Annotated in this window: 4 protein-coding genes and 1 tRNA gene; all 5 read right to left on the reverse strand. The window is 66.6% G+C overall.

Annotated elements, in window-relative coordinates; translation table 11 throughout:
- Positions 1-16: 16 nt before the first annotated feature.
- The 5 genes from ftsE to GKO32_RS37505 all read right to left on the reverse strand — a co-directional run bounded on the left by ftsE (position 17) and on the right by GKO32_RS37505 (position 5,724).
- Positions 17-706: a cell division ATP-binding protein FtsE gene (gene ftsE / locus GKO32_RS37485; protein ID WP_312869273.1), complete on the reverse strand. Its 690-nt coding sequence runs from the start codon at positions 704-706 to the stop codon at positions 17-19.
- Between the two features lie 86 nt (positions 707-792).
- Positions 793-1,896 carry a peptide chain release factor 2 gene (gene prfB, locus GKO32_RS37490; RefSeq protein ID WP_312869274.1) on the reverse strand — a complete coding sequence of 368 codons (1,104 nt, stop codon included), beginning with the start codon at positions 1,894-1,896 and terminating at the stop codon, positions 793-795.
- Between the two features lie 68 nt (positions 1,897-1,964).
- Entirely contained in the window at positions 1,965-2,465 is a 501-nt protein-coding gene (locus tag GKO32_RS37495; RefSeq protein ID WP_312869275.1) for a PadR family transcriptional regulator, read from the reverse strand.
- A 154-nt stretch (positions 2,466-2,619) separates the two neighbouring features.
- Positions 2,620-2,693 (reverse strand) — tRNA-Met (locus GKO32_RS37500).
- A 58-nt stretch (positions 2,694-2,751) separates the two neighbouring features.
- Positions 2,752-5,724, reverse strand: coding sequence for a UPF0182 family protein (locus GKO32_RS37505; protein ID WP_312869276.1), 2,973 nt, complete (start codon positions 5,722-5,724; stop codon positions 2,752-2,754).
- Positions 5,725-5,867: the final 143 nt, after the last annotated feature.

Below are 5,867 nucleotides of genomic sequence, written 5' to 3' on the forward strand. Positions count from 1 at the left end.
ACCGGAAGCGGGGGAACTACCGGCCCACGCCGTACACGCCGCGGGCGTCGTCGCGGATCACCTTGCCGTACTGCAGTTCGACGACCCGCCGCCGCATGGAGTCCACGATGGAATGGTCGTGCGTCGCCATCAGCACTGTCGTGCCGGTGCGGTTGATGCGCTCCAGCAGCAGCATGATGTCCTGGCTGGTGTCCGGGTCCAGGTTCCCCGTTGGCTCGTCGGCCAACAGCACGAGCGGCCGGTTCACGAACGCCCGCGCGATGGCGACGCGCTGTTGCTCGCCGCCGGAAAGCTCGTTGGGCATCCGGTCGGCCTTGCCGTCGAGACCGACGAGCTCGAGCACCTCAGGCACGACCTTGCGGATGATGTGCTTCGGCTTGCCGATGACTTCGAGCGCGAACGCGACGTTCCCGGCGACGGTCTTGTTGCCGAGCAACCGGAAGTCCTGGAAGACGCAGCCGATGGTCTGCCGGAGGCGGGGGATCCGGCGGCGGGCCATCTTCGCTACGTCGAAGTTCGACACGAAGACCCGGCCCTTGGTGGGCACCTCCTCCCGCAGCAGGAGCCGCAGGAACGTCGACTTGCCCGATCCGGATGGACCGATCAGGAAGACGAACTCGCCCTTGTCCACATCAACGGAAACGCCCTCGAGGGCAGGACGCGTTGACGTCTTGTACACCTTGGACACACTGTCGAGCCGGATCACGGTGGGCCATAGTACTCAAGGCCGCCGTTAAACCGGGGTAGGCACCATCGCTGACTTGGAGCAGCACCCCTCACCGGCGGTGAGCGTTATACCGCGGCGGCCTGCTTGCGCCAGCGAATTCCGGCTTCGAGGAAGCCGTCGATGTCACCGTCGAGGACGGCGCTCGGGTTGCCCACTTCGTACTCGGTGCGCAGGTCCTTGACCATCTGGTACGGGTGCAGCACGTAGGAGCGCATCTGGTTGCCCCAGCTGGAGCCGCCGTCCTTGAGCGCGTCGAGCTCGGCCCGCTCCTCTTCCTTCTTGCGCTGCAACAGCCGTGCCTGCAGCACCTTGAGCGCGGCGGCCTTGTTCTGCAGCTGCGACTTCTCGTTCTGGCACGACACCACGATGCCGGTCGGCAGGTGGGTGATGCGGACGGCCGAGTCGGTGGTGTTCACGCTCTGCCCACCGGGGCCTGACGAACGGTAGACGTCGACGCGGATGTCCTTCTCGGGGATGTCGACGTGGTCGACCTCTTCCACTTCGGGCAGAACTTCCACGTGCGCGAAGGAGGTCTGGCGGCGGCTCTGGTTGTCGAACGGCGAAATCCGCACCAGCCGGTGCGTGCCCTGCTCGACCGACAGCGTGCCGTAGACGTACGGGGCGCTCACCTTGAAGGTGGCCGACTTGATGCCGGCCTCTTCGGCGTAGGAGATGTCGTAGACGTCGGTCGGGTAGCCGTGGCGTTCGGCCCAGCGCAGGTACATCCGCATGAGCATCTCGGCCCAGTCGGCGGCGTCGACCCCGCCCGCTTCGGACCGGATGGTGACGACGGCGTTGCGGTCGTCGTACTCACCGGAGAGCAGGGTGCGCACCTCGAGGGCATCGATGTCCTTGGTGAGCTGGGTGAGCTCGGACTCGGCCTCGGTGCGGCTGGCGTTGTCACCCTCGGCCTCGGCCAGCTCCCAGAGCACCTCGAGGTCGTCCACGCGGCCGCGGAGCTCGGTCACGCGACGGAGCTCGGCCTGCTTGTGGGAGAGCTGGCTGGTCACCTTCTGGGCCGCGTCCGGATCGTCCCAGAGGTTGGGCGCCGAGGCCTGCTTTTCCAGGTCGGCGACCTGGGCACGCAGGGCGTCCAGGTCCATGACGGCCTCGACCTGCGCCAGCTTGCCGGCGAGATCCTTCAGGTCGGTTTCGAACTCAGCACTCACAACCCTCAAGGTTACGGCAAGGGCCACGGCCGGTTACGGGCGAACCGGCCGTGGCGCGCCGAAGGTGTTCAGGACGCCGGGATCGCGTCCACGAGCTTGAGCGCGGCCCTGGCGTGAGCCTGGCCGAACTCGGCCACCGCCTTGACGTACGGGTCCTCAGCCGCCTTGACCGCGGCCTTGGCTTCGTCGAGCTCCTGGCTGTAGGCGGTGCGCGCGGCCTCGATCAGCGAAGCGCGCTGCTTCGAGGTGAGCGAACCGGCGTGCACGAGGCGCAGGATCAGCGGGCTGCGCAGGTGATCGGGGCCGGCGTCCGAGCCGAGCCAGGTTCGGAAGGCCTTCTTGCCGGTGGCGGTGATGGCGTACTGCTGGCTGGAGCGGGGGCCCTGCTTGCCAAGCCGGACGAGGCCTTCCTTGGCGAGCGCGGGCAGTTCCCGGTAGACCTGGCTGCGGGTGACGCTGAAGAACGCGCCGAAGCGTTCCTCGGCGCTGGCGACCAGCTGTCCACCGGTCGCCGGACCGTCCTGGAGCAAACCAAGCAATGCCGCTGCTGTCGCATTCAGTTCAGACACCCCTTCACCGTCCCACTTTTCGGCCGTTCTGTCCACAGTGGCCACGAGCTCCGTCCACAATGGTCACTGAAATGCGCCATCCGGCCCAACCCGCGGTGGGCCACCCGCATGAAGAAAGGGCCCGGTCCTTGAAGGACCGGGCCCTGATCTGTAGTAGCGGGGACAGGATTTGAACCTGCGACCTCTGGGTTATGAGCCCAGCGAGCTACCGAGCTGCTCCACCCCGCGTTGTGAAATTCAGTCTACGCCCTCGTTTCTACGGGGTGCACGCGGGGTGCCTTCGGGATCAGCCTCCGGGCGGCGGCGGCGCGCTCGTGGTGGCCCCGAGTCCCTTCGCGGCCTCGAATTCTCGGGCGGCCGAGTCGATCGCCGCGAGTGCCTGGCCTTGGGCGGCGAAGTCACCGCTCTGCTGCGCCGCGCGCAGCTGGCTGACCGCGGCGCTCATGTCGGCGACGGCCTTGTCGAGCGCCGGGTTGCTGCCTCCCGCGGCGGGCGGCGCGGGTGTGGTGCTCGTCGGCGGCGGTGTGGTCGACGACGGCGGGGTCTGCTGCGCCGGTGAGGTCGCCGCCTGGTTGGCGCCGTCCCCGAAGACCTGTTTCAGCGCCTCGCTCAATGTCGGGGCGAAGCCGACTTTCGAGCCGTAGGACACCAGCACCCGCGCCAGCTGCGGGTAACTGTTCTGGTTGCGCTGCTGGATGTAAACCGGCTCCACGTAAAGGAATCCGCCTTCGAGTGGCAACGTGATCAGGTTGCCGAAGATGACGGTGACGGACTGGTTGCTGAACAGGGTGCGTTGCTGGGCGAACTGCGAGTCGCTCTGGAACTTGTTCTGCACCTGGACCGGACCGTCGACCTGACTGTTGCCGGCCGCGGTGGTCGGTAGTCGCAGTACCCGGATCGTGCCGTAATCCTTGGGATCACTGGAAACCGACATCCACGCGGCCAGGTACTGCCGTTGCAGCGCGGTCAGCGAGCTGGTCAGCTGGAAGGTCTGCGAGCCCTCCCCCGGCGACTCGGCGAGCACGTAGTAGCCGGGCTGGTTCGCCAGTCCCGACGCGTCGAGGTTGGTGCCGCCTTCCTGCGTCGGGTCCTGCGGCACGTTCCAGAAGGTGTTGGTGGTGTAGAACTCCTGCGGGTCACCGACGTGGTACTTCGCGAGCAGTTCCCGCTGCACCTTGAACAGGTCCTCCGGGTACCGGAAGTGCGAGCGCAGGTCGGGGCTGATGTCCGAGCCGGGCTTCACGACCCCGGGGAAGACGTTCTCCCACGCCTTGAGCACCGGGTCCTTGTCGTCGACCGAGTAGAGCGTGACGGTCCCGTCGAACGCGTCGACGGTCGCCTTCACCGAGTTACGGATGTAGTTGATGTTGCTGTTGGCCTGCCGCGCGGTGCCGACCAGCGAGTCCTCGGTCGCCTCGCCCAGCTGCGTCTGCTGCGAGTACGGATAGTTGTTCAACGTCGTGTAGCCGTCGACGATCCACTCGATCTTGCCGTTCACGACGGCCGGGTAAGGGTCACCGTCGGCGGTCAGCCAGGGCGCGACCTTCTGCACGCGTTCGCGCGGGTCCCGGTTGTACATGATCCGCGAGCCGCCGCTGATGGCGTCGGAGAACAGGATGTTGCGCTCGCCGTACTTCGCGGCGAAGGCAAGCCTGTTGAACCAGTTGTCGATCGGGACGCCGCCGCTGCCGTCGTAGCGGTAGTCGCTGTTGGTGGCGCTGTCGTACTCACCGGGTGCCTTGCCGGCCTGACCGCCGACGATCGCGTAGTCGTTGGTCAGCTCGCCGTAGTAGATCCGCGGCTGCGAGACCTGGATCCCGGGCGCGGACGGGTTCGACGGGATGAGGCCCTTGCCGGTGGGGTTCTGCGTGTCGCTGGTGGCCGCGATCGGATAACCGCCGTCGCTGTTGGCTGTCGAGACCGCGCGGTCGATCGTGTTGGCCTGCGCGGCAACGAACCCGTTCCCATGGGTATAGACCATGTGCTTGTTGATCCAGTTGGTCTGGTTCCCGGTCAGGTTCGCGGTGTTGATCTCCCGCGCGGCGACGATGTAGTCCTGCAGCTGGCCGTCGATGTTGTAGCGGTCGATGTCCAGTTTCGCCGGGAAGCCGTAGAAGTTCTCGCGACCGACGCGCTGGGTGAAGGTCGGCGCGAGCACGTTCGGGTCGAGCAGCCGGATGTTCGGCACCGTCGTGGTGTCGGCGCTGACCTGTGCCGCGGTGGCCTGCCCGGTGCCGCTGTAATCCTCGTACTGCACGTTGTTGAGGCCGAAAGCGTCCTTTGTGGCCGCCATGTTGCGGCTGATGGGGACCGCTTCTTTCTGGTTCGCGTTGGGCTTGACCGAGAACTGCTCGAGTACGGCGGGCCAGGCCGCGCCGACGAGCACACCGGACAGGATGAGCAGCACGAGCGCGATCGCCGGCAACTGGATGTTGCGCAGGAAGGCGCCCGCGAAGAACGCGACCGCGCAGATCGCCGAGATGCACAGCAGGATCAGTTTCGCCGGCAACACCGCGTTGAGGTCGGTGTACGTGGCGCCGTAGAACAACGGTGCGTTGCGGTCGGAGAAGAGCAGGTTGTACCGGTCGAAGTAGTACTCGACCGCTTTCAGCAGCACGAAAAGCCCCGCCGTGGTGGCCAGCTGAACCCGCGCCGCGGACGCGAGCTGCCCGCCGCGGCCTGCCAGCCGGATGCCACCGAAGAGGTAGTGCGCGATCAGCCCGCCGATGAAGGACAGCGTGATCGCGACGAACAGCCAGCCGATGAGCCACTGGTAGAACGGCAGACTGAACGCGTAGAACCCGATGTCGTTGCCGAACTCCGGGTCGGTCTGGCCGAAACTGGTGCCGTGCAGGAACAACTGCACCCGCTGCCAGTCCCCTTCGCCGCTGGCTCCGGCGATGAGGCCGGCGATGACGGGGATGCCGATGCCGAACAGCCGGATGCGGCCGACGACGGCCGAGCGGTAGCGCGACAGCGGGTCGTCGGTGCCGGAGACGGGGACGAACACCGGCCGCGTCCGGTAGGCGATCCACAGGCTGATCGCGAGACTGCCGCCGACCAGCAACCCGATCGCGAAGAACAGGACGATCCGGGTGACGACGATGGTGTTGAACACCTCGCGGGCCTGCACCTCGCCGAACCACAGCCAGTCGACATAGGTATCCAGGAGTCTCACGCCGAGCAGCAGCGCCAGCACGATGGCGCCGGCGATGATGAGCAGGATCCGGCTGCGCCGAGACAGCTTCGGCAGGCTCACAGGGGGCCGGTTGGCCACTGCACACGCTCCTGTTGTCGCGAGTTCGGTCCTGGGGCGGCGGCAAAACCGCACGCTACCCCTGGTCACCTAACTCTACGGAGGGCGCTTTGGGTTCCCCACCCACCCCAAAACCTGTCTCTTAT

The sequence above is a fragment of the Amycolatopsis pithecellobii genome, assembly GCF_009707865.1.
GTDB lineage: Bacteria > Actinomycetota > Actinomycetes > Mycobacteriales > Pseudonocardiaceae > Amycolatopsis_E > Amycolatopsis_E pithecellobii.